The sequence below is a fragment of the Gluconobacter thailandicus F149-1 = NBRC 100600 genome (assembly GCF_000964465.1).
Classification (GTDB): Bacteria; Pseudomonadota; Alphaproteobacteria; order Acetobacterales; family Acetobacteraceae; genus Gluconobacter; species Gluconobacter thailandicus.
The window spans coordinates 124921-147723 of the sequence record NZ_BANH01000017.1 but is presented as its reverse complement, the minus strand read 5'-3'; the positions used below and the strand labels follow the sequence as shown (position 1 = coordinate 147723).

The 22803-nt window shown below is 56.6% G+C and carries 24 protein-coding genes, 1 tRNA gene and 2 riboswitches; of the genes, 9 read left to right on the top strand and 16 right to left on the bottom strand.

Annotated features, from left to right (window positions below; all coding sequences use genetic code 11):
- The first annotated feature begins 108 nt into the window (after nt 1-108).
- The gene (locus B7444_RS06045; RefSeq protein WP_007283030.1) at nt 109-891 is read left to right on the top strand and encodes a LexA family transcriptional regulator; all 783 of its coding nucleotides are present in this window, start codon (nt 109-111) and stop codon (nt 889-891) included.
- A gap of 127 nt (nt 892-1018) precedes the next feature.
- On the opposite strand, the gene B7444_RS06040 is transcribed toward B7444_RS06045, so the two are convergent.
- Nucleotides 1019-2008, bottom strand: a complete 990-nt coding sequence (locus B7444_RS06040; protein WP_007283029.1) for a DUF6538 domain-containing protein — start codon at nt 2006-2008, stop codon at nt 1019-1021.
- A 102-nt stretch (nt 2009-2110) separates the two neighbouring features.
- Nucleotides 2111-2186: transfer RNA gene (locus tag B7444_RS06035), tRNA-Ala, on the bottom strand.
- Between the two features lie 119 nt (nt 2187-2305).
- Here B7444_RS06035 and B7444_RS06030 point away from each other — a divergent pair.
- Nucleotides 2306-2635, top strand: coding sequence for a YggT family protein (locus B7444_RS06030; protein ID WP_231502842.1), 330 nt, complete (start codon nt 2306-2308; stop codon nt 2633-2635).
- Between the two features lie 3 nt (nt 2636-2638).
- Here B7444_RS06030 and B7444_RS06025 read toward each other — a convergent pair whose 3' ends face one another.
- From B7444_RS06025 to B7444_RS06010, 4 genes are all read right to left on the bottom strand, one after another.
- Nucleotides 2639-2851 (bottom strand): hypothetical protein, encoded by a 213-nt coding sequence (locus B7444_RS06025; protein WP_007283027.1) that lies wholly within the window; start codon nt 2849-2851, stop codon nt 2639-2641.
- A 34-nt stretch (nt 2852-2885) separates the two neighbouring features.
- Nucleotides 2886-3581: a hypothetical protein gene (locus B7444_RS06020; protein WP_231502840.1), complete on the bottom strand. Its 696-nt coding sequence runs from the start codon at nt 3579-3581 to the stop codon at nt 2886-2888.
- A gap of 410 nt (nt 3582-3991) precedes the next feature.
- Nucleotides 3992-5455, bottom strand: a complete 1464-nt coding sequence (gene tldD / locus B7444_RS06015) for a metalloprotease TldD (RefSeq protein ID WP_007283025.1) — start codon at nt 5453-5455, stop codon at nt 3992-3994.
- A 77-nt stretch (nt 5456-5532) separates the two neighbouring features.
- Nucleotides 5533-6696 carry an aminotransferase gene (locus B7444_RS06010; protein WP_007283024.1) on the bottom strand — a complete coding sequence of 388 codons (1164 nt, stop codon included), beginning with the start codon at nt 6694-6696 and terminating at the stop codon, nt 5533-5535.
- Between the two features lie 526 nt (nt 6697-7222).
- Here B7444_RS06010 and glnA point away from each other — a divergent pair.
- The 3 genes from glnA (at nt 7223) to B7444_RS05995 (ending at nt 10341) form a co-directional block, all read left to right on the top strand.
- A complete protein-coding gene (gene glnA, locus B7444_RS06005; RefSeq protein WP_007283022.1) occupies nt 7223-8605 on the top strand; it encodes a type I glutamate--ammonia ligase in 1383 nt (460 codons plus the stop codon).
- A gap of 83 nt (nt 8606-8688) precedes the next feature.
- Entirely contained in the window at nt 8689-9318 is a 630-nt protein-coding gene (locus B7444_RS06000) for a trimeric intracellular cation channel family protein (protein WP_007283021.1), read from the top strand.
- A gap of 30 nt (nt 9319-9348) precedes the next feature.
- Nucleotides 9349-10341: an MBL fold metallo-hydrolase gene (locus tag B7444_RS05995; RefSeq protein WP_231502839.1), complete on the top strand. Its 993-nt coding sequence runs from the start codon at nt 9349-9351 to the stop codon at nt 10339-10341.
- A gap of 17 nt (nt 10342-10358) precedes the next feature.
- Here the strand turns inward: B7444_RS05995 and B7444_RS05990 are convergent, their stop codons facing one another.
- Together B7444_RS05990 and B7444_RS05985 are read right to left on the bottom strand one after the other, a co-directional pair.
- Nucleotides 10359-10571 carry a heavy-metal-associated domain-containing protein gene (locus B7444_RS05990; RefSeq protein ID WP_007283018.1) on the bottom strand — a complete coding sequence of 71 codons (213 nt, stop codon included), beginning with the start codon at nt 10569-10571 and terminating at the stop codon, nt 10359-10361.
- 84 nt (nt 10572-10655) lie between these two features.
- Entirely contained in the window at nt 10656-11021 is a 366-nt protein-coding gene (locus B7444_RS05985) for a putative quinol monooxygenase (RefSeq protein WP_231502837.1), read from the bottom strand.
- Nucleotides 11022-11117: 96 nt separating this feature from the next.
- Between B7444_RS05985 and B7444_RS05980 the strand changes: the two genes are divergently transcribed.
- Nucleotides 11118-11588, top strand: coding sequence for a YbaK/EbsC family protein (locus B7444_RS05980; protein ID WP_007283016.1), 471 nt, complete (start codon nt 11118-11120; stop codon nt 11586-11588).
- A 66-nt stretch (nt 11589-11654) separates the two neighbouring features.
- On the opposite strand, the gene gcvP is transcribed toward B7444_RS05980, so the two are convergent.
- The 3 genes from gcvP to gcvT all read right to left on the bottom strand — a co-directional run bounded on the left by gcvP (nt 11655) and on the right by gcvT (nt 16079).
- Nucleotides 11655-14492 (bottom strand): aminomethyl-transferring glycine dehydrogenase, encoded by a 2838-nt coding sequence (gene gcvP / locus B7444_RS05975; RefSeq protein WP_007283015.1) that lies wholly within the window; start codon nt 14490-14492, stop codon nt 11655-11657.
- Between the two features lie 76 nt (nt 14493-14568).
- The gene (gene gcvH, locus B7444_RS05970; RefSeq protein WP_007283014.1) at nt 14569-14928 is read right to left on the bottom strand and encodes a glycine cleavage system protein GcvH; all 360 of its coding nucleotides are present in this window, start codon (nt 14926-14928) and stop codon (nt 14569-14571) included.
- A 17-nt stretch (nt 14929-14945) separates the two neighbouring features.
- Nucleotides 14946-16079 carry a glycine cleavage system aminomethyltransferase GcvT gene (gene gcvT, locus B7444_RS05965; protein WP_007283013.1) on the bottom strand — a complete coding sequence of 378 codons (1134 nt, stop codon included), beginning with the start codon at nt 16077-16079 and terminating at the stop codon, nt 14946-14948.
- A gap of 61 nt (nt 16080-16140) precedes the next feature.
- Nucleotides 16141-16217: riboswitch (glycine riboswitch) on the bottom strand.
- Nucleotides 16218-16308: riboswitch (glycine riboswitch) on the bottom strand.
- A 95-nt stretch (nt 16309-16403) separates the two neighbouring features.
- Here gcvT and B7444_RS05960 point away from each other — a divergent pair.
- The 3 genes from B7444_RS05960 (at nt 16404) to B7444_RS05950 (ending at nt 17550) form a co-directional block, all read left to right on the top strand.
- On the top strand, nt 16404-16706 hold the full coding sequence (locus tag B7444_RS05960; RefSeq protein WP_007283012.1) for a putative quinol monooxygenase: 303 nt from the start codon (nt 16404-16406) through the stop codon (nt 16704-16706).
- 1 nt (nt 16707) lies between these two features.
- On the top strand, nt 16708-16980 hold the full coding sequence (locus B7444_RS05955) for a putative hemolysin (protein ID WP_007283011.1): 273 nt from the start codon (nt 16708-16710) through the stop codon (nt 16978-16980).
- Between the two features lie 132 nt (nt 16981-17112).
- Complete coding sequence (locus B7444_RS05950; protein ID WP_007283010.1) at nt 17113-17550, top strand: MarR family winged helix-turn-helix transcriptional regulator; 438 nt, start codon at nt 17113-17115, stop codon at nt 17548-17550.
- Between the two features lie 38 nt (nt 17551-17588).
- Here B7444_RS05950 and speE read toward each other — a convergent pair whose 3' ends face one another.
- The 5 genes from speE to ilvB form a co-directional block, all read right to left on the bottom strand.
- A complete protein-coding gene (gene speE, locus B7444_RS05945; RefSeq protein ID WP_035729552.1) occupies nt 17589-18461 on the bottom strand; it encodes a polyamine aminopropyltransferase in 873 nt (290 codons plus the stop codon).
- Between the two features lie 72 nt (nt 18462-18533).
- The gene (gene speD / locus B7444_RS05940; RefSeq protein ID WP_010504462.1) at nt 18534-19013 is read right to left on the bottom strand and encodes an adenosylmethionine decarboxylase; all 480 of its coding nucleotides are present in this window, start codon (nt 19011-19013) and stop codon (nt 18534-18536) included.
- A 446-nt stretch (nt 19014-19459) separates the two neighbouring features.
- The gene (gene ilvC / locus B7444_RS05930) at nt 19460-20479 is read right to left on the bottom strand and encodes a ketol-acid reductoisomerase (RefSeq protein ID WP_007283006.1); all 1020 of its coding nucleotides are present in this window, start codon (nt 20477-20479) and stop codon (nt 19460-19462) included.
- Nucleotides 20479-21006, bottom strand: a complete 528-nt coding sequence (gene ilvN / locus B7444_RS05925; RefSeq protein WP_007283005.1) for an acetolactate synthase small subunit — start codon at nt 21004-21006, stop codon at nt 20479-20481. Before ilvN ends, ilvC begins: the two co-directional genes overlap by 1 nt.
- Nucleotides 21006-22802 (bottom strand): biosynthetic-type acetolactate synthase large subunit, encoded by a 1797-nt coding sequence (gene ilvB, locus B7444_RS05920; protein ID WP_007283004.1) that lies wholly within the window; start codon nt 22800-22802, stop codon nt 21006-21008. The genes ilvN and ilvB overlap by 1 nt, the downstream gene beginning before the upstream one ends.
- Nucleotide 22803: the final 1 nt, after the last annotated feature.

Genomic DNA, 22803 nt, shown 5'->3' with positions numbered 1-22803 from the left:
GGAGATTGAACCAAAATGCACAAATGTCAAAGCTGATATTGCCGTTCGTCCATTAACTTTTTGTAATTTATGCCTCAATTCTGATAAATCACTGAAAAGACTGCACAAATGTCATTATCCAACTTACCAAACGACGATATCGATGAATTCGCTGTTGAGCAGGATCATGACGAACGTGAAGAGGAAATCTCCGAACGCGCCAAACGGCTTCATTCAGCGGTTAGGCAAGCCGGGGGAAATGGCAAGGTTGCCGCACGCGCAAACATGAAGCTCGGCACCTTAAGCCGATATCTGGCAGGTCGGGATATGAAGGCCAGCGCTATGATTGCACTCGCGGATGCCTGTGAAGTCTCTCTGGACTGGCTCGCAAAGGGCGTAGAGCCCACACCTGCGCTCGAGACTATTCCACTTCGGACAGCGGCTGCCGTTACCCAGAAAAACGAAGATGACGACGCACTACCTGTAAAGTTTTTTGAAGTAGAACCATCCGCTGGCGTAGGAGTATATCCCTCGGAATGGGTAGATTCTCAGGATTTTTTGGTTTCTAAGAAGTTTATACGTCAAGTTCTTGGTGTTTGGAGCTCAAAAATATTCTTTGTCCGTGTCCAGGGCGATAGCATGACCCCCACAATAAGGTCGGGGGAGACAATATTAGTAGATTACGCGCCACAGGATATTGTTGATGGCCTCTTTATGCTGTCTCTCCACGGTCGCCTGATCGTTAAGCGCCTCTCTATTAAGGACATGCACAACATCAGCGTCATAAGCGACAATCCGCGCTACAACACGTTCGACGTACCTATGAATAAGATGTGCTGGGCAAGCGCCGACCCGGACGCAGAACTTCGTGTTGTAGGCAAAGTGGTTGGCCGCTTTGAAATGGGCTTTTAAGAGCCTCTTGAACGCCTCTTAAGACGCTTTTGAACAGCAGGGCCAATCCGGCCCTCAAGTTCCATTATGACTGTCCAGATCAGCCGCGCCGAACCTCAAGTTCCAATATGAGTGTCCGCGCCCCAAATTAAACCGGCAGGACTTGCAATCCCCACACTCGGCAGCCAACCGGGATTTTATCCCACCGAATCCCCGGCAATCCCACATAATCCCGGACACCTTGGTAGTTCCATTCCCACTGTCCCGTCACACTGAGCCTAAGCTCTTTTATCTTTTGAAAATTAGGGGGCAGCTTCTGCACCGCTTCGAAGTAAGCGCCCGCGTCTCTCCTCGAAATGCTCGCAACCCTCCGATCCGCTCCTATAAACTGCACAAAAGCCAATAAATGGGTTTTGGTTTGCCGCAGGTCCTTTTCCGTAGGGTTTCGTTCGCGTTGGACAGCTCGAAGATAATCAGAAACCGCTTCTTTCAGCACGACTGAATCGTCAGCAGCTTCACTCTTATCTAATGGTGCAACTTTAATAGCTTCAGAGAGGGGAACTGGTGGAAAGACCCCACGATCCAGCGTAGGCCGCCAGTCAGGACGATAGTCACGCTGCCCGTTTGCCCAGCGACTAATCGCATCTTGAATTTGTCCCAGAGCCTGATGCGCCTGACTAGCTAGCAACGTGTAGGCATGTGACTCTGGGCTTGGCGGGCATTCAATCTGCTCAAGCAAACTGTCAGGCACACGACCATATCGACCGCTACGCCAATCTTCACCCAGTGACTCTATCTGCATTTCAGCAAATTCACGCTGTAGATAACGACCTTCATCGTCCTCTATTCCACGAAACATTCGCCATGCAGCATCCAGCTCCTTCTGAAACCACTGCTGCAACACGAATTCAATTTCGTTTTGATGTTCCATGCCCGCCACCATCGTCCACAACTCAGGTAAGTGCAGACCAATAGCAGCCGCTAGAAACCGAGCAACCCTGCCGCTTTCGGTCTTCAATGGACGCACTATTTCGCCCTTGCCAACCTTACCCTGAACAGAGACAGGCACGCGCACCCGGAAAACATATCCAGACTTATCTAGTCTGAAATATGAGCCACCATTTCTGAATTTTGCCAATGTGGAGTCACCTGTGGAGTCAGGCGAAAACCCCAGCTTTCTCTACCATGGCAGGATAAATTTCCTAGCATTTTCAACACATTATAGCAGGAGATGATACCATGGTGGAGCTGAGGGGAATCGAACCCCTGACCTCCTCATTGCGAACGAGGCGCTCTCCCAACTGAGCTACAGCCCCATGGTGAATTTGATAGTTCCTACGCTGGCTGTTTCTGTCAAGCGTTCCGGAGTAGAGTTGTCCTCTTCCATCTGGACAGATACAAAACCCTTTCCTGCCCGGCGATCACCGGGCCTTTCGTGATTTCCGACGAGGTTTTCAGCATGCTTGCCCTGCACGCCATTATCCTGATGATCATTCAGGCTTTCGTCTGGGCCCTTCTGGCTTACTGTATCCTGTCCATGCTTCTCGGCTTTGGCGTTCTGGATATCCGTAACCGGTTTTTCTACTCGCTGTTCAACACACTGGCCCGGGTTGTCGAACCTCTACTGACCCCCATCAGGAACATCCTGCCCAATACGGGAGGCATGGATTTCGCACCCATGATCCTGCTGCTCCTGATCCAGTTCCTCGTCTATCCACTTGTGAACCGTGTCTTCGCAATGCTGATCTATCATCCAGCGTTCTGAAGTTTACCTCACCGCACGCCACACTTCTTCCATCGCATCAGCAAGAACCGCGTGCGGCTCACTCCACTGACCGTCATGGGCTGGCGGCTGCATCCAGACACGCCATCCCTGACCGGCTTCCCGCTCGATCCGAAGCGACCAATCCTCCGGCAAGCGGCTGAGAACGCGCTCAAGACGAACCTGGTTTGTCAGTGGCTTGGCATAATTATGCCCCATAACAGTAGCCCTCCTTCAATCAGACATTCCGGTACTAGAAGACCATATTAACGGCCACTTCCGGCATAATGGCTCTAGACGTATTATGCCCAGTAAATGGGACAATAATCCCACCAATAGAACCCATGTCCGGACTCCAGTTGTACTCTATCGCTGGCCCAAGATTATAAGAACCTGACCAGGACGACTGAGTATGCACCGCCTGCATGGCTTTGCGATATTTTCCCACAAGTTCAGTCGAGCCGGCCCAGGTGCCATAAAGATCCAGAGACATCACCCAGCGTTTTGTCAGCCCATACTCAAAAGACGCGCCTTCATTACCAAACGCTCCAGGATGCCCAGTTCCTGAAAAGCCATCCGATGTTCCGTAACTGGTCGTATCGCGCAAATGCGCGGTCGTTAGAACCTGTCGTCCTACAGCCCAGACACGCAACCGCACAGCGTGACCCATGACCCTGTAGACGGACTGGCTTTGAAAACCGAAGCGTACAAACCAGACACCTTGCCCCACACCGTCCTGAGAATGTGACAGTCCGGAATAATCCCCGGTGGGTGCAATAAAACCCACATAAGCCGTCACAGACGGCCGATACCGCGAAGGACGGGCTGTAAGAATATTATAGTGAAGCTCGATTGGCAGATCGTTGAACTTTACACCCGTGCTGCTCTTACCGTTTCCCCATCCGTAGGAAAACGTCGGCAACGAATAGATCGAAAGCCGATCCGTCAAACCGTATTTAATCAATGTGTATTGGGACACTGATTTCTGAGCGGTGACAGGTCGGACTTCTCCCAGCGAGTCAAATCGACCCGATGGAACAGATCCCTGAAGATACGGTTCGACAGCGAGTACGCCAGCTTTTGTTTCCGCTGGAGAGGGCGAAAACAAAGACCCCGTATACCACTGCTCAGAAACAGTCTGAGACGCAGCATAGGCCCTTGAAAGCGAAAAGCAGGTCAGGCAGCACGGAGTTACAAGGAAAAGCGCAGAGAATGAAAAAACACGAATGTTGATTTTTAAGCACCATTACGTTGGTTGATGGAACAAAACATCGCCACCATACGCAACTTTTGCAGCGCCTCAACGCTCAACCAGCCATTCGTGCCTTCATATTTTCGGAATCCAGAAGTTCTGAAACGTCAGGCCGTTCCGCCAACCGTCAAACCAGACAGCTTCAGTGTCGGCTGGCCCACTCCTACCGGAACACCCTGCCCGGCCTTTCCACAGGTTCCGATCCCGGGATCAAGCGCCACATCAGATCCAATCATGGAAATCTGGTTCATGGCATCCGCACCATTACCAATCAAAGTGGCGCCCTTCACGGGGCGCGTCACCTTTCCATTCTCAATCAGATAGGCTTCCGACGCCGCAAAAACGAACTTCCCGGACGTAATATCAACCTGCCCACCGCCAAAATTGACCGCATACAGACCCCGCTTCGTTGAGCGGATCATCTCTTCCGTGGTCGCACTCCCTTCCAGCATAACGGTGTTCGTCATCCGGGGCATTGGCGCATGGGCATAGGACTCTCGCCGACCATTCCCAGTCGGAGAAACCCCCATCAGGCGAGCGTTCAACCGATCCTGCAGATACCCCGTAAGAATACCATCCTCGATCAGAACCGTCCGACCCGTCGGGGTGCCCTCATCATCAATGCTCAACGAACCGCGACGCTCTGGCAGCGTGCCGTCATCAATCACCGTAACGCCCGGCGCAGCCACACGCTTGCCAACCATGCCCGTAAACGACGATGTTCCCTTACGATTGAAATCGCCTTCCAATCCATGACCCACGGCTTCATGAAGCAGAATACCCGGCCAGCCCGGGCCAAGAACAACATCCATTTCTCCCGCGGGCGCAGGCGTAGCATCCAGATTAAGAAGCGCCTGCCTCAGGGCTTCATCCACGGCCGCCTTCCACGTTTCAGCATCGAGGAGGCGCTCCAGATCATACCGGCCACCCTGCCCATGCCCTCCACTTTCACGACGGCCGTCCTTTTCAACAACGACAGAGACGTTCAGACGCACCAATGGTCGCAGATCAGCAACCCGGCCACCAGCGTCCGCCCGGCGCATGATCTGCACCGCCTGCCACTCAGAACTCAGACTGGCGCTCACCTGCACAACGCGCGAATCCAGTGCACGCGCATACGTATCAATCTCGCCCAGAACGGCTGCCCGTGCCGCAAAATCCGTACCTTCCAGAGGTCTGGAATCAGCATAAAGCCGCTGGTTTGTGGAGCGCGGTCCAGGCGCCATGATGCCACTGCGCCCCTGCCGAACAGCCCCTACCGTACTCACGGCACGAGCAAGGGCCTCTTCGCTCATTTCGTCCGAATGGGCGAAAGCCGTCTCGGTCCCCAGAACAGCACGCAAACCAAACCCTGAAGACGTCGTGAAGCTGGCAGACCGGATCGTTCCGTCATCCAGGGAGATACCCTCATTCTCCCGGTATTCCAGGAAAAGCTCCCCATCGTCCACGCCCTCCAGACCCTGCGCCACCAGAGCCTCAGCTCCATCCCGGGTCAGTCGAGATCCCGGGCGGTCGAAGAACAGGGCATCGGTTGTAGCAAGAGCTCCCAGCGCTTCTGCGGCAATGGACATGATCTTGATCTCCTGGCTGAGAGGGCGAAACGAGGTTCAGAGATAGTGCGTGAGACGCTGAATAGAAGAGGACAGGCTCAGGTCAGAGCCTTTTCCAGCCGTCGAAGTGCTTCTTCAAGGATTTCAGGCTTCTTGCAGAACGCAAAGCGGATCAGGTTCTGCGGAGCCGCTGGGCCCTCAGGATCGTAGAACGCAGAAACCGGAATGGTCGCAACACCGGCATGCTCAACCAGCCATTTTGCAAATTCCACATCCGTCCGCCCCTGCGCATGTCGCGTAATGTCGGCCACGATGAAGTAGCTCCCATCAGCCGGAAGGGTCTCAAACCCCAGACGATGCAAACCATCCCGCAACAGGTCCCGCCGCAGTTCAAGATCCGCTGACAGGCCCTGATAGTAGCCGTCGTCCTTATTCAGGCCATGAGCCACCGCTCGCTGAAGATTGGGCGCCGTGGCAAAAACCATCACCTGATGAGCCTTCGCAATAACAGACGCCAGCGCCGCCGGAGCGGTCACATAACCGACCTTCCACCCCGTCAGGGAGAAGCTCTTCCCCGCACTGCCAATCCTCATGCACCGCTCCCGCATGTCAGGCAATGTCATCAACGGGATATGTTTCACGTGGAACGTCAAGTGCTCATACACCTCATCACAGACCACATAAGCATCATGTTCCCGAACAAGTCCCGCAATCAGATCCAGCTCTGCCTGTGAGAACACTTTTCCGGCAGGGTTCATGGGAGAATTCAGAATCATCGCTTTCGTTTTGGGTCCAAAAGCGGCTCTAAGTTCTTCTATGGGAAGTTCCCAGTGCGGCGGCTGTAAACGTACACATTTCGGAACAGCCCCGATCAGCTTCAGCATCGGAAGATAAGTGTCATAAAGCGGCTCAATCAGAACCACTTCATCGCCAGCTTCCACGACGGCCATCAGGCAGGCCGCAAGCGCTTCCGTTGCACCAGACGTCACGACCACTTCCGTCGCGGGATCAATCTCCAGCCCATAAAAACGCTTGTTGGAAGCTGCAACCGCTTCACGCAGTTCAGGCAACCCGGTCAACGGGGCATACTGGTTCCGATTATCCTTCAAAGCCTCGGCGGCAACCGCGATGATATCCGCAGGCCCCTCAGTATCCGGAAACCCCTGCCCCAAATTGATCGCATCATGCTTGACCGCGAGCTGAGACATGACCGTGAACACAGTTGTAGGAAGCGACGAAAGATAACGATTAGGCGTTTTCATGAACCGGCACTTTGGCAGAAGCAAGAAGGAGTTTTCACCATTGCAGGAGGAGCGCCGCCTGAAAAGCCACTCCCTTCCCGCAATTATTCTATCCCATTCTATTCTATGGTCTTGAACCAGCCTTCCTGCAGACACCCCATCAGAAACGTCTTCACTTTGAAATCCTGAAGTTTTCCCGATCGAACAACATACAACAAGAAGCATTTACCCCATACCTTATATGGGGGAAAGCCATACCTGATCAGTTGAAACCCCGTTTCCGGACATTTCCTTTCTTCAAAAGATGATAAAATGAAGCGCTGTGTCGTACTCGACAGATGGGAAATTGTCCCGTAATCGTTTTGAAGCCGTTCACACGATGCAAGGCGACAGATCGATGGCCAGAAAAGCCCCTACTTCCTCCACCGCCAAACCGAAGGCAGCAGCTCCGCGCCGCGCTTCCGCCAAGGCAGCAACACCAAAGACCAAAGCCGCAGCTGGCAAGCCACCGGCACCGAATCCCGCGGCCGTAGCACGCGTTTTCGAAATGATCCAGGAGCACGCGGCTGAATTCGTCGATCTGCGCTTCACCGATCCCAAGGGCAAATGGCACCACACGACCCAGACGGTCTCCACCATTGAAGATGACACCTTCGTTGAAGGCTTCATGTTCGACGGTTCGTCCATCCAGGGCTGGAAAGCCATTAACGAGTCCGACATGGTCCTGCTGCCGGACCCGGAAACGGCCGTTATGGACCCGTTCTCCGCAAAGCCGCAGCTCATCCTGTTCTGTGACATCGTCGACCCAAAGACCGGTGGTTTCTACAACCGTGATCCGCGCTCGACCGCAAAGCTGGCAGAAGCCTACCTGAAGGAAGCCGGCTTCGGCGATACGGCGTTTTTCGGTCCGGAAGCCGAGTTCTTCATCTTCGACAACGTGCAGTTCGGCACGGGCCCGAACTTCGGCACGTACCAGCTCGACAGCATCGAAGGCCCAGGCTCTTCGCTAAAGGCTTACCCGGAAGGCAACATGGGCCATCGCCCTGTCATCAAGGGTGGCTACTTCCCTGTCCCGCCGGTGGACAGCGAGAACGACCTGCGCGCTGAAATGCTCTCCACGATGGGCGAAATGGGCCTGCCGATCGAGAAGCACCATCACGAAGTTGCACAGTCCCAGCATGAGCTCGGCACGAAGTTCGCAACGCTCGTGAAGTCCGCTGACTTCATGCAGATCTACAAGTACTGCGTGCACAACGTCGCCCATTCCTACGGCAAGACGGCCACCTTCATGCCGAAGCCGATCGCTGGCGACAACGGTTCGGGCATGCATGTTCACCAGTCTATCTGGAAAGACGGCAAGCCGACCTTCGCTGGTGACAAGTACGCGGACCTGTCTGACGACGCGCTGTACTACATCGGTGGTATCATCAAGCACGCGAAGGCCTTGAACGCCTTCACGAACCCGTCCACCAACTCCTACAAGCGTCTGATCCCGGGCTTCGAAGCGCCAGTGCTGCTCGCATACTCAGCAGCCAACCGCTCCGCTTCCTGCCGTATCCCGCATGCGACGAACCCGAAGGCAAAGCGCATTGAAGTCCGCTTCCCGGACCCGACAGCAAACCCTTACCTCGCCTTCGCTGCCATGCTGATGGCTGGCCTGGACGGCATCCGCAACAAGATCCATCCGGGCGACGCCATGGACAAGGATCTGTACGAACTGCCGAAGGAAGAGCTGGCTCAGATCCCGACGGTCTGCGGTTCGCTCCGTGAAGCCCTCGAAGCCCTCAAGGAAGATCACGCGTTCCTTCTCGAAGGCGGCGTCTTCACCAAGGACCAGATCGAGAGCTACATCGACATCAAGTGGGCAGAAGTCTACAAGTTCGAACACACGCCGCACCCGGCAGAGTTCGAGATGTACTATTCGGTCTGATCCGAACAGACATCTGTCAAACAGAAAGCCCGGCCATCGCGCCGGGCTTTTTTGTGCGCAGTTTCCCTGCTACGGCATCCCTTATGATGCATCCCGCCTTCGAGGCTTTCTCAACCTCCATTCTGCCGGTTCTGGATATCGCCGGCACCGCTGTGTTCGCCGTTTCGGGAGCACTGGCCGCCGCGCGTGAACGCCTGACGATCCTGACATTCATGTTCTTCGCCGCCATCACAGGCGTCGGAGGCGGAACCGTGCGTGATCTGCTGATCGGCGCCCCGGTCGCATGGATGCACAACTCTGCCGGCATCACCGTTTGCATGGTCTGCGCTCTGCTCGTCTGGTTCACCCCTGGACGCCTTTGGTCAGAACGCGCCGTGGACTGGTTCGATGGAATGGGAATTGCCGCTTACGGCGTGTACGGCTCTGCCAAAGCCATCGCTTACGGCATCCCCCTCATTCCAGCAGCCCTCATGGGCATTGTCAGCGCCTGCATGGGAGGGATCTTCCGGGACGTTCTTGCTGGTGTTCCCTCCATCATCATCCGCCCTGAACTCTACGTGACGGCCGTGGCACTCTCCTCATGCAGCTATGTGCTTCTGACCGCAGCAGGCCTGCCCACAACACTCGCAGCCGCAATCGCCATTACTGCCGGTTTTGCCCTGCGCGCCCTGGCCCTCATCAAAGGGCTCGGACTTCCTCACTATCGGAAATAGCCCTACCCCAAACGGGAAAGACCATCATCCATGCGCTTCATAACCTGCCTGCAGAAGCTTCTGATAGCGCTTCCGTTCTTCGTAGCTCCCGCATGCAGCAAAGCATCGGATTTTGACATCGTGGTTCTTGGTGCAGAGGGTGGCCTGGAAGACGGAAACCTAAGCGCCTATTTCATCCGCCCAACCACGTCAGACAAAGGTGTCCTCTGCGATGCAGGAACCGTCCTGCACGGCCTGAAGGAAGCAACAAAAGCCGGCGCTTTTGACACACACACCCTGGCATCAAAAACCTTATCCCAAGAAGAAGAAATCCTTCACGACAGGATCACCGCCTACCTCATCAGTCACGCCCATCTGGATCATATCGCCGGCCTCGTGGCCATCTCGCCAGATGATGCCCCCAAACCCATTCTGGCACTTTCGTCCGTCAACGCGGTTCTGGCCGAGCACGTCTTCAACTGGCAGGTCTGGCCCAATATGGGCGATCGCGGCCCCACACCGCGCCTAGGCCTGTATCATTATCAGGACCTTGAACCCGGAAAAGCCGTTTCCCTGCCGCAGACCCCACTTCAGGTTCAGGCTTATTCCCTCAACCATGGCGGCGTGGAATCAACAGCATTCCTGCTGACCAGCGGATCAGACGCCCTGCTCTATCTGGGTGATACAGGCGCAGATACGCCTCAGCACGCAGACAATCTTCATTACCTCTGGCAGGCCATCTCACCACTTGTTCAGCAAAAGCGCCTCCATGCCATTCTGATGGAGTGCTCCTATGACAACGGCCAGCCCACCAGCCACCTGTACGGCCATCTGACACCCCACTGGGTCCAGGAAGAACTACAGGATCTGCAAACGGTCGCGGGAACCAGCCTTCAAGGCCTTCCCGTCATCATCACGCACGTCAAACCAACGCCCAAACGTCAGGACGATCCCGTGGCCCGTATTTTCGGAGAATTGAACGCCACGAACGTAACGGGCGTCCATTTCATTATGGCCTATCAGAGCCTGCATCTCAGGCTCTGATCGCCAGTCGGCTTCACTCAGCCACCAACGTCAAAACCAACATCTTCAACAGTGCCCTTCAGTGCGGAAGGCGAAACCTTCGCCTCGTCATACTGAATGACAGCCTGAGCCGGCTCCAGCGTGACTTCCGCTGCCGACACACCCGGCACAGCCTCAAGCGCCTTCTGCAACTTGCCTGAACATCCCGTGCAGGACATGCCCTCAACCTTGAACGTCACAGATGCAGTCATGGGTGTCTCTCCTTTATCCCCGTTCCGTCGCTCCAACAGCGGCACCCCAGAAGAGACACATTCCCACTAGAATTGAAACTGCTTTCAGACCCCGTCACTGATTTCATCCAGAGGCTCCACGCGCATCAATTGCACCGCGGCATCCAGACGATCCAGCAACCTCGCCAGAGCCCGGAAATGCGGCGTCTCAAGATGCTGCTCAAAAGCTTCAGTGGATGCCCAGCGCTCCTCCGCCGTAAACCGCCCTGCCGTCTCCATATCCCGGCTAATCACATAACGCTGGCACCCTTCTTCCTTACGAGACGCCACCGTGCAGCGCACCAGTTCCAGCTCCAGGTCGCGCGCCTTGTCAGAAGCGACAGTCAGGATAGCGACAACACAGGCAGAATGGCTCATCATAAGATCCTTCAGAAAACGGAACGCGGCACTTCCATGAAACATTCGATCCATGAGCCTGCCAAAGTCCGTTTCTAAAAGATCGGTTTTCAGAAGTCTCGCCCATGTTTCACATGAAACATCCTTTTCCCGTCGCCGGAGCCAACACCCATGAGCCTTGAAAGCGTCAAAGAAGACCTCGCCACTCGCGCCCCTGATCTCTCCGTCATCGTGACAAGCAGCTCCACAGCGACCGTCGAAGAGGCTGCCGCCACACATGGCGTCGAACCGGACCAGATTGCCAAAACCCTCGGCGTCAAGGTCGGGTCAGGACCAAACGCCAGAACTGTTCTCGTCGTGATGGCAGGCACAAAACGCCTGGACAACCGCCTGACGAAAGAGGCTCTCGGCGGCCGCCCCCGCTTCCTCAACGGTGAAGAAGTTCTGGCCCTGACAAGCCATCCACCGGGCGGCGTCTGCCCTTTCGGTCTCCCCGAGCCTCTCTCTGTGTACTGCGATGACTCCCTGCGCGCCTTCGAACAGATCATCCCCGCTGGCGGTGCCACCAACGCCTCCGTGGTCCTCACGCCGCAACGCCTCGCAGAACTGACGTCCGCCACATGGGTCAAAGTCAGCATCTGATCCGTTTGCGTCCCAACAAAAAAGGCGCCCCTCTCAGGGCGCCTTCTGCATCAAAACCAGGTCCGCTTACGCGTCTGCATACGTAGAAATATCCGGGCACGAGCAGACCAGATTCCGATCGCCCCAGGCATTATCCAGTCGCCCCACCGGAGACCAGTACTTGGACGTGGAAACACCCCCAGGGAAACATCCCGTCTCACGACTGTAAGACCGATCCCACTCACCTGCCAGATCCGCCGTCGTATGCGGCGCAAAACGCAACGGGCTGCTTTCGATCGCAACCGCACTCGCCTCCACTTCGGAAATCTCCTTCCGAATGGCGATCATCGCATCGCAGAAACGATCCAGCTCGACCTTCTCTTCAGACTCTGTCGGCTCGATCATAAACGTCCCGGCCACTGGGAAACTGACCGTCGGCGCATGGAAGCCATGATCAATCAGACGCTTGGCAATATCGTCCACCGTTACACCCACGGCATCCTTCAGGGGCCGCAGATCAACGATGCACTCATGCGCCGTAAAGCCGTTGCTGCCCCGATAAAGCACCGGGTAATGCGCTTCCAGACGTGCCGCAATGTAGTTCGCATTCAGGATGGCCACTTCCGTTGCCCGGCGCAGCCCCTCATCCCCCATCATCATGATGTACGCCGCAGAGATCGGCAGAATGGACGCTGACCCATACGGCGCAGCAGAAACGGCAATCCCGTTCTGACCCGGCAGATACGGCGCCAGATGGCTCCCGACACCAATCGGCCCCATACCCGGTCCACCACCGCCATGCGGAATGCAGAACGTCTTGTGCAGATTGAAATGCGAAACATCAGCCCCGTACATACCCGGTCGTGCCAGACCAACCTGTGCATTCAGGTTCGCACCGTCCAGATAAACCTGCCCACCAGCCGCATGAACAAGGTCACAGATCTCGACAATCCGTTCCTCAAACACACCATGCGTGGACGGATAGGTAATCATGATGGCCGCCACACGCCCGTCATGCTGCGCGATCTTCGCCTTCAGATCCTCAACATCAACGTTGCCATTGCTGTCACAGGCCACGACAACAACACGCATCCCCACCATGTGAGCAGACGCCGGGTTCGTCCCATGCGCGGAAGCCGGGATCAGGCACACATCCCGATCCATATCCCCACGCGCCTGATGATACCCACGGATCGCCAAAAGGCCCGCAAACTCACCCTGCGCACCAGAATTCGGCTGGAGCGACACAGCATCGTAGCCCGAAATCGCACACAGCGTCCGCTCCAGATACGCAAACAGTTCCGCATACCCAGCCTGCTGATCCTTCGGCGCAAACGGATGAATCCGCCCGAATTCAGGCCAGGTGATGGGAATCATTTCCGCTGTGGCATTAAGCTTCATCGTGCAGGAGCCCAGCGGAATCATCGTCCGGTCCAGCGCCAGATCCTTGTCAGACAGAGACCGCATATACCGCAACAGATCCGTCTCTGACCGATGAACATGGAACACCGGATGGGTCAGCAAAGCCGCCTGACGGGACAGCGCCTGAGGCAGACCTTCTTCAACAGAGAGCTCCCGCTCCAGAACCGCAATATGCGCCTCATCCGCCCCGAAGCACTGCCACAGCACCCGGATAGTCTCAGGCGTCGTCGTCTCATCACAGGACAGACCAATCCGTCCTTCGCCCGCATCACGCAGATTGATCCCGGCATCCAGAGCCTTGGCAATGATGCCCTGTGCGTCGGAACCAGCCTGAACTGTCAGCGTGTCGAAGAACGTTTCCGTCTCAACCGTCACGCCCAAAGCCTTCAGGCCCGCAGCCAGAATAGCCGTCAGACGATGCGTGCGACCTGCAATCGCCTTCAGCCCTTCCGGACCATGATATACCGCATACATGGACGCAATAACGGCCAGCAGAACCTGCGCCGTGCAGATGTTGGACGTCGCCTTCTCACGGCGGATATGCTGCTCACGGGTCTGCAACGCCAACCGATACGCCGGGCGCCCGGCACTATCACGCGAAACACCGACCAGACGCCCCGGCATGTGCCGCTTGTAAGCATCCTTCGTCGCCATGAACCCGGCATGTGGGCCACCACCGCCCATCGGCACGCCATAACGCTGCATGGACCCGATAGCGATGTCTGCGCCCAGCGCCCCCGGGCTTTCCAGCATCACAAGAGCCAGCGGATCACAGGTCACGGCAACAATACCGCCCTGTGCATGAACAGCCTCAATCACACCACGCGGATCACGCACCGCTCCGGACGACCCCGGATAGGACAGCAGCGCACCAAACACGGACAACGCATCCAGATCCGTCTCAGGATCACCCACCACGATTTCCCAACCCAGCGGCTCGGCCCGCGTCTTCAGAACAGCCAGCGTCTGCGGATGCGTGTCGGCATCTACGAAGAACCGGTCAGACTTGGACTTGCAGACACGCTTGGCCAGCGCCATCGCCTCTGCACAGGCCGTGCCCTCATCCAGCAGAGACGCATTGGCGATATCGAGCCCTGTCAGATCGGCCACAAGCGTCTGGAAGTTCAGAAGTGCCTCAAGGCGGCCCTGACTGATTTCCGGCTGATACGGCGTGTAGGCCGTGTACCAGGCCGGGTTTTCCAGAATATTGCGCTGAATGACCGGCGGAAGAACCGTGTCGTAATATCCCTGCCCGATCATGGACGTCAGAACACGGTTCCGGGACGCAATCTCCCGCAAACGCGCCAGAGCCTGCTGTTCCGTCAGCGCCGCGCCAATCCCGTGATCGCCACGATCAAGAATGGCTTTCGGAACCGTCCGGTCAATCAGATCTTCAAGGCTGGACGCCCCGATCGTCTGCAACATCTCCGCAATTTCAGAGGAGCGTGGGCCAATATGGCGGGAGCTGAAGTCTTCGGTCTGTTCAGGCCACAGGATCGTCACGGTATCGTTCTCTGGAAGTCTTGATGGGCAGGGAAAGAAAAATGGGCCCGGCAAAAGCCAGACCCATCACAGAATGTCAGAGGCTCTTGTACTGCTCTGCCGTCAGAAGGGATATCACGTCGTCCGGGTTGGAAACCTTCATCTTGAAGATCCAGCCCTCACCTTCCGGATCATTGCCAACCAGCGTCGGCTCATCGGACAGCTTCGTGTTGAAGCCAGACAGCACACCCGTGACCGGGGCATAGATGTCAGACGCCGCTTTGACGGATTCCACAACCGCAGCAGCATCGCCAGCCGCCACGTCCGTGCCCTCGTCCTTGGCTTCCACGAACACCAGTTCGCCCAGCTCCTCAGAAGCATGAGCCGTAATGCCCACTGTTGCTTCTTCCCCGTCCAGACGGACCCATTCATGCGATTTGGTATAATAAGTCGTCATCGCTGCTTTTCCTTGGCTTAACGCTTGAAACCGGGCGCCACGAACGGCATCGCCCGAACATGAACCGGAACGAATTTTCCACGCAGTTCGGCAAACAGCGCCGTGTCTTTGTCTGCGTAATCTGTTGCGACATATCCCATCGCCACCGGCGCCTGGACCGTTGGGCCAAACGCCCCTGACGTCACCAGACCGATCTCTTTCTGGCCTTCCGCATCCGCAAAAAGCTTCGCCCCCGCACGAACAGGCGCTCGCCCCTCCGCCATCAGGCCAACACGCTTGCGGCTGACACCTTCACGGGCCTGACGCAGAACGATTTCAGCGCCCGGATAGCCTCCTTCACGAGAGCCCCCTTCGCGCCGGGCTTTCTGAATGGCCCAGGCCAGAGACGCTTCAATCGGTGTGGTCGTGGTGTCGATATCATTGCCGTACAGGCAAAGACCTGCTTCCAGACGAAGCGAATCCCGGGCCCCAAGGCCGATGGGAAGAACCTGTGGCTGAGCCAGCAACGCCCGCGCAACAGTCTCCGCATCAGCGGCCGCACACCCAATTTCGTACCCGTCTTCACCGGTATAACCCGAACGTGACAGCGTCACCGGAACACCAGCAAGCTCCGTCTCGATCACATCCATAAAACGCATATCTGCCGCTGCTGGACAAAGAGGCGCGATAGCGTCCTGAGCCTGCGGTCCCTGCAACGCCATCAACGCGCGATCAAACTGCCGCGTGACAACACAACGGTCGGAAAGAGCTGCCTCAATCAGTGCCGCATCCTGCTCCTTGCAGGACGCATTCACCACGACGAACAGATCATCCCCCATATTGGCGACCATCAGATCATCCAGAATGCCTGCAGCGTCATTGGTCAGAAATCCATAACGCTGCCGCCCCTTCGCCAGCCCCGCATAATCAGCCGGAATCAGGCTCTCAAGGGCAAGTGCAGCGTCCCGGACATCGCCACTTCTGGCAGCAATCCGGATCTGCCCCATATGGGACACGTCAAAAAGCCCAGCCTTGCTACGCGTGTGCAGATGCTCGGCCATAAGTCCGGCCGGATACTGAAGCGGCATCTCATAACCCGCAAACGGCACCATTTTGGCGCCAAATTCCAGATTGAGTGCATGAAGCGGGGTACGCTGGAGAGAGTCGGTCATGGGGTAGGTCCGGCCCGGTCAGAACGTGAAGGTGCAGACGCGCCCGGAATATCCGGAAAACGCCGCCCCTTCTGTCCTTTCGCCTGAGATCGCTATCCCGTCGGCGGGTACGTCAGGCGCACCTCTCTCCAGAATTTACCGACCAACTCGGTCCTTTGGCCTGAGAGTTTCCGGGGCGGTTGCTCCTTCGGCGCCAGCCCTGAAGGCCAGTCTCTCCCGTATTGGTCGAGCCCGATCCTGCCAGTTTCCCAATTTCTTCGCAATCGTTACGATCTGTTCTGCGTTACGATTTCTGGACATTTTTAGACTTTGGAAGGAGCCACAATGGCTGGCGAACTGACCGTCATCGCAGAATTCTCCATCAAGCCGGAGAACCGCTCTCTTTTTCTGGAGAACTGCACCTATGACAGCGAACGCTCTAACGCAGACGAACCCGGCTGCCTCGCCTTCGATGTCATCACTTCAAACGAAGACCCCAACACCATTGTGCTGGTCGAGCGCTACACCGATCAGGCCGCCTTCGACATACACCTCAAAACACCTCATTTTACGAAATTCGCAGAAACGACAAAGGCTCTGGGCGCAGTCGAAAAAAGCGTTCGCTTTTTCACAAGAACGGCTCCTTAACATGAACGCACTGAGAAACAGCGCCCTCGGCTGTACCCTTCTTCTGGTCGCAGCCTGCGCATCATCCAGCCCGACCAAACCCGCACACACCGGAATCGGCATACCCAACCCCGCCAGCGTCAGCTGCATCAAACAGGGCGGAACACTTGAAATCGTGAGCGGGCCAACTGGTCAAAGCGGAATGTGCCACCTCCCTTCCGGGCAAACCTGCGAAGAGTGGGCGCTCTACCGCGATCACCGCTGCCAGAGCACAGTTCAGCCCACGAAACCATAATCATCTTCAGCCGTTTTCCCTGCCTCCAATAACGGGGGAAAATGGCTTTTCTTCTTCTCATTGGCCTCTTTAGACTAAATGCATAACATGTTATGCATTCTATCCACACTATCCACCTAAGGCAGTTTCCCCATGCGGAATCAGGCTCCCTGTCTCTCCATTGGCTTCCTCGCCACCACAACGGGGCGCCTGTTCACGCACCTAATGGAACAAAAACTGAAACCCGCCGGAATGCGAGCAGGACAAATCCCGGTCTTTCTCGCTTTGGGAAAAGGAGAAGTCCTCAACCAGAAATACCTGGCCGAATTCGCAGGCATCGAGCAGCCCGGTATGGCCACCCTACTGGCACGCATGGAACGGGACGGTCTCATCGAGCGTGAACCCGATCCCAACGACAAACGCGTCAGCCAGATCCGACTTACACCCATTGGCCTGACCAAAAGCCAGAAAATCATTCCGATTATGGAAGAAGCGAGTGAGGAAGCGTTTAAAGGCTTTACCCCACTCGAGCGAGACATTCTCATAACGCTTCTGGAACGTATGAGCAGCAGCCTCGAACGCTGTATCTAAACTTCCCTCACCTTGTCACAAGATGAGGGGAAAGCATCTTACTTGTCCGTCTTCGGAAGATGCTCGGCAATATACGGCGGGAGATTGAAAGACCCGACGTGAATTTCCGGCGTCCAGTAACGCGTCGTTCCAAGAATATTGGCAGCCTCTGCACGCGCACGGATCTGCTCCAGCGTCTGCGTGTTCGGTGCCTGCCCCTTGGACGCCATACCCAGCGTCATGAAGCCGCCGACATAGGTCGGAACAGCAGCGACATAAGCAGAGACATGCGGGAAGAATTTCGCACGGCGCAGGCTCGTCTCATACAGTTCATCCGCCTGCATGAACGGCACACCGCACTGGTTCACGATCAGACCTTCATCCGACAGGATACGCGCGCAGTTGCTGTAAAATTCATCCGTGAACAGCACTTCACCAACACCAATCGGGTCCGTGCTATCAACGATGATGACGTCAAAAGATCCGTCAGCAGCCTTGGCGACGTAGTCGATACCATCGCCTACAATTACTTCCGCACGCGGGTCGTTCCAGGCATCCCCAGCAATGTTTGGAAGGTGCTGCTTGGAAAGCTCAATCACCGTACCGTCGATTTCCACCATAACGGCTTTTTCAACGGTCTTGTGCTCCAGAACGCGGCGCAGAACGCCACCATCACCTGCACCAATGATCAGAACGCGCTTGGCACACGGGTGCGCCAGAACCGGAACATGCGTCAGCATTTCCTGATAAACGAACTCATCGCGCTCCGTGATCTGGATAACACCATCCAGAACCAGCACCCGACCATGACTGGAGCTCTCGAAGACCACCACATCCTGGAAGTCAGATTTGACGCGCGCAAGCTCACGCGTGACCAGAAAACGCTGTCCCCAGTCCGGGTACAGGGTCTCGTTGATCCATGTTTCAGCCATGGTCTTCAATTCCTTGTCGGGATTTCAATGCAGAACAGGACCAGCCTCACAGGGCCGGTCCTTGCCTGAGGATCAGGACGCGCTTGCGTTCCTGTCCTGGACGCGTCCACGGCGCACGGCATCAACTTCGATGCGGCCAGCCTGGAACAGACGCTGCATGACCGGAATCGACAGATTCGGGTCACATGCACCACACATGAAGACGTCAACCGCAGCGTAATTCCGCTCTGGCCACGTGTGGATCGAGATGTGACTCTCAGCAAGCACGATCACACCAGACACGCCACCATTCGGCGTGAAGTGATGGAAATGGCTGTGCAGGATCGTCGCACCAGCAGCAATCGCTGACTCGCACAGCGTCTCATCAATGCGTGCCGGATCATCAAGATTCCGGGCATCCCAGAAATCGATCAGCAGGTGATTGCCGGCATAGCGTTCGCCATCCCGTTCAATAAAGTAGTCCTTGCGCTCCTCTTCAACAGAGTGAGCATCGCTGTTCTGGATATCTCTCGGGAGTTCCGATACCATCCCCAGTTGAGCAAGTGCGTTCATCACGTACCCCCAAACCAGTAGACAGCCTGTTGGGCGAAATCGCCCCCTTGGGCCAAGAAGCGCGGTGTTAGAGCCCCCATCCTGAGGATGCAAGGATTTTCTGCCCTGATTCGTTAATATGTCATATTCCGGGAAGAAACAGACTTCTGTTCAGGCTTCCAAACAATGCGCCCACAAAGTCTCTGGCGCACCTCACAACTGGGATAGCAGCATAAAAACCCTCACAGACGCCCTTCGAAACAGGCCTCGTCTTGGGATATGCCGACACATCAGCACGTTTCGACCTGACAATTCAGAAAATCGCCATCTCTGCACCACGAAACGATTCGTCTTTTCTGAACGAACAAAAAAACACGCGTCCCAAAGCCGGAAATACTCCAGCCCCGAAACGCGTGTTTTTCCTGCCCCTCAGCAGAAAACCGCTGAGGAGCCCCGATCCTTAAAGATCAGTTCTTGGCCTTGTCGACCAGCTTGCCCTTGGCAATCCACGGCATCATCGCACGCAGCTTCTCACCGGTCTTTTCGATCTGATGAGCGTCATTGCGAGCGCGGATGGCCTTGAAGCCAACGCCGCCGGACTGGTTCTCAAGGATGAAGTTACGAACGAACGTGCCATCCTGAATGTCCGTCAGAACGCGCTTCATTTCAGCCTTCGTTTCCGGCGTGATGATACGCGGACCCGTCACGTACTCACCATACTCCGCAGTGTTGGAGATGGAGTAGTTCATGTTGGAAATGCCGCCTTCGTAGATCAGGTCCACGATCAGCTTCATTTCGTGCAGGCACTCGAAGTAAGCCATTTCCGGGGCATAGCCACCTTCAACCAGCGTCTCGAAGCCAGCGCGGATCAGGTCAACAACACCACCGCACAGAACAGCCTGCTCACCGAACAGATCGGTTTCGACTTCTTCCTTGAAGGTCGTCTCGATGATGCCTGCACGGCCGCCACCATTTGCAGAAGCATAGGACAGAGCAATGTCCAGAGCCTTGCCGGAAGCATTCTGAGCCACAGCAACGAGGGACGGAACGCCACCGCCACGCTGGTATTCGGAACGAACCGTATGGCCCGGGCCCTTCGGTGCGATCAGGAACACATCCAGATCCGGACGGGCTTCAATGATACGGAAGTGGATGGACAGACCATGCGCGAAGGCAAGAGCTGCACCCTGCTTCAGGTTCTTCTCAAGGCTTTCCTTGTACAGGGCGCCCTGGCCTTCATCCGGCGTCAGAACCATGACCACATCGGCCCACGCAGCAGCGTCTTCCGGGGACATGACCTTGAAACCAGCCTCTTCTGCCTTCTTGACGGCAGAGGACGTCGGACGCAGGCCAATGACGATGTCGGTCAGGCCGCTGTCACGCAGGTTGTTGGCATGAGCGTGACCCTGGCTGCCATAGCCAATGATCGCGACTTTCTTGCTCTTGATCAGATTCAGATCGGCATCGCGATCGTAATACACCCGCATCAGACATGTTCCTCGTTAACGTGAAAGACAGAAGGGCCACGACCAATGGCCGCAATCCCCGTGCGCGAAACCTCAGCCAGGCCAAGGGGGCGCATCAACTCAATAAAAGCGTCGATCTTGGAGGGAGACCCCGTCAGTTCGAACACAAAACTGGTGGCCGTCGTATCAACCGGGCGGGCCCGGAAGGAATCCGCAATCCGCAGACCTTCCGTCCGGCTCTCGCCGCGGGACACAACCTTCACCAGAGCCAGCTCACGGCCCACATACGGGCCTTCTTCCGTCAGATCACAGACAGCATGAACAGGAATCAGACGCTTGAGCTGCGCCTTGATCTGCTCAATGACCTGCGGCGTCCCCGACGTCAGAACCGTAATGCGCGACAGGCTGCGCTCGGCATCCACCAGCGCAACCGTCAGGCTTTCGATATTGTAGCCACGGCCGGAAAACAGGCCCACCACGCGGGCCAGCGCGCCACTCTCGTTCTCAATCAGAACCGAGATGACCGAATTCTGGATTGTCTCCGTCATCAGACCAACATCATCCCTTCTTCGGTCAGACCTGCGGCCGCGGAATCCTGATCCGGGCCAAGCAGCATCTGGTTATGGGCCGCACCCGACGGAATCATCGGGTAGCAGTTTTCATTTTCCGCCACGCAGATATCCGCGATGACAGGGCCATCATGCTCCAGCATCCGGCGGATGACATCATCCAGCTCGCCCACACAGGTGGCGCGCATACCCGTCGCATGGAACGATTCCGCCAGCTTTACGAAGTCTGGCAGAGCTTCGCTGTAAGACTGGGAATAGCGTGACCCATGCAGCAGCTCCTGCCACTGGCGCACCATGCCCATATACTGGTTGTTCAGGATGAAGATCTTCACCGGCAGACGATACTGCGCGATCGTGCCCAGTTCCTGAATGTTCATCAGGGTCGAGGCTTCACCCGCGATATCGATCACCAGAGCATCCGGATGCGCAACCTGCGCGCCCACAGCGGCTGGCAGACCGTAGCCCATTGTTCCCAAACCACCGGAGGTCAGCCACCGGTTCGGCTTAGCGAACTGGAAGTGCTGGGCCGCCCACATCTGATGCTGCCCCACCTCGGTGGACACGAACGTGTCACGCCCCGTCTCCATCGCCATTTCATACAGACGACGAATGGCATGCTGCGGACGGATCACCGCAGACGGCGTCATGTCCTGCGTGAAGCCGAAGCCATCCACGCTGCGCCAGGACGCAATCTGGTTCCACCATGTGCTCAGATCAGGCGCGGGCGTATCATCCCACGCCTCCAGCAGCGCCTGAAGCGTATCACGAACATCACCTTCGAGACGCACATCCACACGAATGATCTTACCGATCTGGCTCGGATCAATATCCGCATGAACCTTGAACGAGTTCGGCGAAAACGCATCCACACGCCCCGTCACGCGGTCATCGAAACGTGCACCCAGAGCAATCAGCAGATCACAGCCATGCGTGGCCATGTTCGCTTCAACAGACCCGTGCATGCCTAGCATACCAAGGAACTGCGGATCGGGAGACGGAAACGCCCCCAGCCCCATCAGCGTGGACGTGACCGGGAAACCCGTCTTGCGCGCCAGACGACGCAGCAGTTCAGACGCTTCCGGACCGGAATTGATGATGCCACCGCCCGTGTAGAACAGCGGACGCTTGGCCGTCTTCATGGCCTGGACTGTGCGGGCAATCGCCTCGGCATCTGGCCCACCCTGACGGCGGAACCGCTTCAGCCGCGACAGCGCTGGCTCCGTCAGCGGAGCCTGACCCACCGTGATGTCCTTGGGCAGATCAACCAGCACAGGCCCCGGACGACCGGAACGCGCCACTTCGAAAGCTTCACGCACAGTCTGGGCCAGAGCGCCCGGCGTCCGCACCAGATAATTGTGCTTTGTAGCCGGACGGGTAATGCCCGTCGTGTCCGCTTCCTGGAACGCATCATTGCCGATCAGCTTCGTCGGCACCTGGCCGGTCAGACAGACCAGCGGGATCGAATCCATCAGCGCATCGACAAGACCAGTCACGGCATTGGTCGCACCAGGCCCAGACGTCACCAGAACAACACCAACCTTGCCCGTCGAACGCGCATAGGCCTCAGCCGCATGAACAGCAGCCTGCTCATGACGGACAAGAATGTGGCGGATACGGTCCTGCTTGAAGAGCGCATCGTAGATTGGAAGGACAGCGCCCCCCGGATAGCCAAAGACTACCTCTACGCCCTGTTCATCGAGAACGCGCAGAAGCACCTCCGCGCCATTCAGCGCTTCGTTGCCTGTTGTTGCGTCTCTTTCAGCAGCAGCCGTCACC